Here is a 4,415-nt window from a genome sequence, read left to right as displayed (position 1 = left end):
ATTGACGCCGGTCGGCGGGCTACCGCTTGGTATAATGTGAGGGCGCTATGGCAACTGATGAAACACGCTACAAGCGGCCCGCGCGCCTGATACACTGGACAATGGCGATCCTGATCCTCGCCATGATCCCGGTTGGCGTTCTGATGACGCAGCCGGATTTGAACCGGTCATTTCAAAACTCACTTTATATTTTCCATAAGAATGTGGGCGTTTTGCTTTTGCTGCTGATCCTTGTCCGGATTGTGTATCGGCTGACCCACAAACCAGCGCCTCTGCCGGCGGACCTACCGGATTGGCAACATCGCATCGCGGGTCTGTCGCATCTAGCGATCTATGCGTTGCTCTTCATTATGCCGGTGGCTGGCTACATCCGCGTCAAGGCTGGGGGGTTTCCGATTGAATCACTGGATGCTCTGGGCTTGCCTTCATTGGTGATGCGGTCTGATGCTCTGGCTGAATTCGCCAAGATGGTCCATTATTTCGGTAGCTTTGCCATTGCAGGCCTAATCGCGATGCACATCGCGGCTGCCCTGCATCACGGCATTATCCGCAAGGATGGCGTTTTTTCGCGCATGTGGCCGCCATTCAAAGGGCAGACTGACTAGCTTGGCTTGTCGGAGCGTACCCGCGTCATAAGTTGCCCCTACAACGGGTGCGCACGTTGCGGGCCTTTCAACGCGGGCAATCGCCCGAGGAATTGGTCGCAACGATGTCGCTTGCCGAAATACGGACCATCGCCAGAGCGCCGATCATAGGTCGCATCACGCCCGTCGTGGCCTATGCATCTGCCACTGTTCTGATGTCCGCGATGATTGTCGCAGGCTTTGCGTGGAGTGTATCAAGCTGGACCATTGGGGCGTTTATCTCGCTGCCTTTGGTCTGCATTACGGCGCTGTGGATTTCAGGCGGCGCTGCGACCGCGATTGTTGGATTGTTTTCCAAGGCCCCACCGTCCCAACCGATACCGAAGGATTGGACACCATCAGCCCAAACGGCAATCTTGGTGACGCTGTGCGGCGAAGACCCAGCTCCATTGGCGCGCCATCTGAGAGCATTGCGTACCGCCCTAGTGCACCACGGGCTTGGCGGCAAAACGCAGATTTTCGTCCTGTCCGACACGTCTGGTGATGCACGTGTCAAAGCCGAAGATGCCGCCTTTCAAGACATGCACAATGACGGCTCTCTGATGTACCGTCGCCGCTTGGTGAACACCGGGCGCAAGCCGGGCAACATCGCGGACTGGCTTACGGCACACGGCGATGATTTCGCCTACATGCTGGTTCTCGACGCCGACAGCCGCATGTCGGCAGAGCGTATCCACAAAATGATTTGGCACATCGAACGACGCCCCAGCCTTGGCCTCTTGCAGGCGGGGATTGCGCTTGTTCCCGGGGCGACGCGGTTCGGTCGCCATCAACGTGTGGCTGCACGACTGCTGTCGCACAATTTTGGGCGAGGTTTTGCAGCGTGGACAGGCGATAGTGGAAATTACTGGGGCCACAACGCCATCATGCGCACCGCCGCGTTTCAAGAGGCTGCCAGCCTTCCCGAATTGTCGGGGTCCGCTCCGTTCGGTGGCAACATCCTCAGCCATGATTTCATCGAAGCCGCTTGGATGCGCCGCGCCGGTTGGTCGGTCGCGCTTGATCCAGATCTTTCGGGCAGCGCCGAAAACGCGCCCCAGACGCTGGCAGAATTTCACCGCCGCGATCGACGTTGGTGCCAAGGCAACCTTCAGCATGTGCGGCTCTTGGCCGAACCGGGTTTGCGCGCAATCAGCCGAATGCACCTTGCCGCTGGAATCGTGAGCTATTTGGCTGCTCCGATCTGGCTGGCTCTGATTGTGCTTATCGCCTCTGGCGCGGTTGCGGTAAGTGGTGCGCTGCCGCTCTTGCTGGTTGCCATCGTGTTAATTGTTCCCAAACTGTGCGCGATGGTCGATTGGATTGGTCGCTCACGAAGAACCCGACGCCGGTGGGTGGCTCTGCGCGCTTTGGGTGGAGAGTTGGTGCTATCCAGCGTCATCGCGCCGCTTGTGATGGTCCGTCACACAATTTCAGTTCTGTCTGTTTGCATGGGGCGCGATTGCGGTTGGAAGTCAGGACGTATGCCGCGTGTTCGGCTGCCTGATGGCCTGCCAGAACTGGCCGTTGGCATGGGCTTGCTGGCACTGGTCTTGTCGACCAATGGATCAGCAGCCCTTTGGCTGGCTCCGGTCGTCATACCTCTTTGCGCCGCGCCGCTGATTGCCCGCGCGATTGATGCTCCGGCTTGATGCTTAGGCGTAGATTTCTGACAGCTGCCGCCGCGGCGACTGCATTCAGCGGCATGCGCCTTTCGGCCCAACCAAAGCCGTCCCTATTAGATAAAGCGCGGGGCCTCGCATCCGCGCCATACGTCCCACCGAAAAGCCAATTGCCACCGCCTTTCGCAGGACTGGATTACGACGCTTATCGCGGTATCCGGCCCATTCCGGGACGCGCGGCAGAATTGCCGCTTGGTACGCATTACTCGGTCGATCTTTTGCCACCGGGGCTTTTCTTTCCTAATCCCGTCCGCATCGACCGCGATACTGGATTCGGACCGCAAGAGGTTGCCTTTGCGCCTCACTTGTTCAGCTTTCAGGAACGGTACTTTGACACGATACCCGAAACAGCGCCGGGCGCAGGATTCTCGGGCCTGCGATTGCGCCATCCACTGAACGCGCCCGACCGGATGGACGAAGTACTGGTCGTGCAAGGAGCCAGCTATTTCCGGGCCATCGGGCAGGAAATGATTTACGGCCTATCGGCCCGCGCGGTTTCGATTGGCACCGGTGGTGCCACGCCAGAGGAATTCCCTCGTTTCACGCATTTGCGTTTGCATCAGCCGCAGCATGGCACGATCCGATTGGAGGGCGTGATCGACAGCCCGTCGCTGGCTGGGCACATCGACATGACCTTGCAGCCGGGCGCCGATACGGTGATCGACATCTCGTGTACGCTGATGCCACGCCGCGAGATTGCGGATATCGGTGTCGCGCCTTTGACGTCTATGTACCTCAAAGGGCCTCTGCGCGCTTCGGTGTCGGACGATTTTCGCCCCCGTGTTCATGACAGTGATTTACTCCTCATCGAAAACGGCGCAGGCGAACGGCTCTGGCGACCCATATCAAACCCTGCGCAAGTCGAAACGTCGGCCTTTGTTGACGCCAAACCTGCCAGTTTCGGCCTCTTTCAAACGCCACGTGCCTTTGTTGACTACGAAGACACCGAAGCGCGCTACCATGACCGCCCAAACGCAGTTGTTCGGCCAAAAGGCGATTGGGGTCCGGGGGCGGTTGTTCTGGTCGAAATTCCAACTGGCGACGAATTTATGGACAACATCGTCGCCTTCTGGCGGCCCGATGCACCACTTGCGCCTGGTAGTGAGCATCGTTTCGATTACAGCCTGCATTGGACGCTTTCGCCGCCCGCACAGGGTGAGGCCGCCCGCATTCTTCAAAGCCGTAGTGGCCGGGAACATGACCAAGCCGGAACGCGCCGCTATGTGATCGACATTTCCGGTGATGCGACTGGGCGCATTCCCGAAATCACCGCGCAGAAGCCTGCAAAGATCACGGGGGTGAGCCTTTTTGAACTCCCCGATCAGCGTGGCACCCGAGTGACTTTTCTCTTTACGCCAAGCGAAACGGATTCAGTTGACCTGCGACTGGTGGTCCGCGATCCATCCACCAAGCAGGGCGATGCGATCTGGTTGCACCGCTGGACACGGGCAAGGGACGGCGGTGTTTAGACCGGTTTAACCATCACTCGACAATGCCCCGGCCCGCAAAGTGAACCGCCCCTTGTTTGCTGGAGACCCAGAAGTAAGGATACTGGTTCATGGGAAATACGAAGAACGGAACGCATTATCTAGGGGGAACTGCGCGCTCGAGCGGTGCGGATGGTCGCGGATCATAAAGCCGGATATCAACCACATCGTCATAAGTCTGCTGTAAGTAGCTCGAGCTGACGGTGCTGTTCAGCGTGCCTACTTTGAGGCCAGACAACCCTGCGGCAGAGATCTCAGCGCCGCTGTCCTTTTTGCCAGGAAAGCTCAGCATGTTCGAATAGTAGGGCCGCGTGAAACCGACGTATTCCTGTCGTGCTTCGGCGATCGACATCGACGCAACGATCACATCACACGCATTATCCCAAATGGGGGATGTGCCGCCAATTCGCTCCACAAAACTGTGCCGGCTGGATGGGGGTTCGGAGTGTTTAGAATCAGAGAGAGTCGTAGTTTTCATGGTCGGTAAGCCTGCGCTGCCTCGCCAGACCAGTTGGGGCTGAGAAAAAAGCGCTGCTTTATTCCGCATGTGGACCCGAGAGGGTTACATTTAGAGCAGGTGAAACTGCAAAATACAGGAAAGGCTGCACGGAAAACGACCCTTG

The 4,415-nt window shown here is 58.2% G+C and carries 4 protein-coding genes; 3 read left to right on the top strand and 1 reads right to left on the bottom strand.

Annotated features, from left to right (window positions below; genetic code table 11):
• Positions 1 to 47: 47 nt before the first annotated feature.
• The 3 genes from ACTG4M_RS17100 to ACTG4M_RS17090 are packed head-to-tail and all read left to right on the top strand — an operon-like array spanning position 48 to position 3,774.
• Positions 48 to 605, top strand: coding sequence for a cytochrome b (locus ACTG4M_RS17100; protein WP_439124877.1), 558 nt, complete (start codon positions 48 to 50; stop codon positions 603 to 605).
• Between the two features lie 32 nt (positions 606 to 637).
• Positions 638 to 2,275 (top strand): glucans biosynthesis glucosyltransferase MdoH, encoded by a 1,638-nt coding sequence (mdoH, locus tag ACTG4M_RS17095; RefSeq protein WP_439124876.1) that lies wholly within the window; start codon positions 638 to 640, stop codon positions 2,273 to 2,275.
• Positions 2,275 to 3,774, top strand: coding sequence for a glucan biosynthesis protein (locus ACTG4M_RS17090; RefSeq protein ID WP_439124875.1), 1,500 nt, complete (start codon positions 2,275 to 2,277; stop codon positions 3,772 to 3,774). Before mdoH ends, ACTG4M_RS17090 begins: the two co-directional genes overlap by 1 nt.
• A gap of 115 nt (positions 3,775 to 3,889) precedes the next feature.
• Here the strand turns inward: ACTG4M_RS17090 and ACTG4M_RS17085 are convergent, their stop codons facing one another.
• The gene (locus tag ACTG4M_RS17085; RefSeq protein WP_439124874.1) at positions 3,890 to 4,270 is read right to left on the bottom strand and encodes a hypothetical protein; all 381 of its coding nucleotides are present in this window, start codon (positions 4,268 to 4,270) and stop codon (positions 3,890 to 3,892) included.
• Between the last annotated feature and the right edge of the window lie 145 nt (positions 4,271 to 4,415).

This window comes from Marivita sp., assembly GCF_965656765.1.
Taxonomy (GTDB): Bacteria; Pseudomonadota; Alphaproteobacteria; order Rhodobacterales; family Rhodobacteraceae; genus Marivita.
The sequence above is the reverse complement of the archived record's forward strand: the minus strand, read 5'-3'. Positions and strand labels throughout refer to the sequence as shown.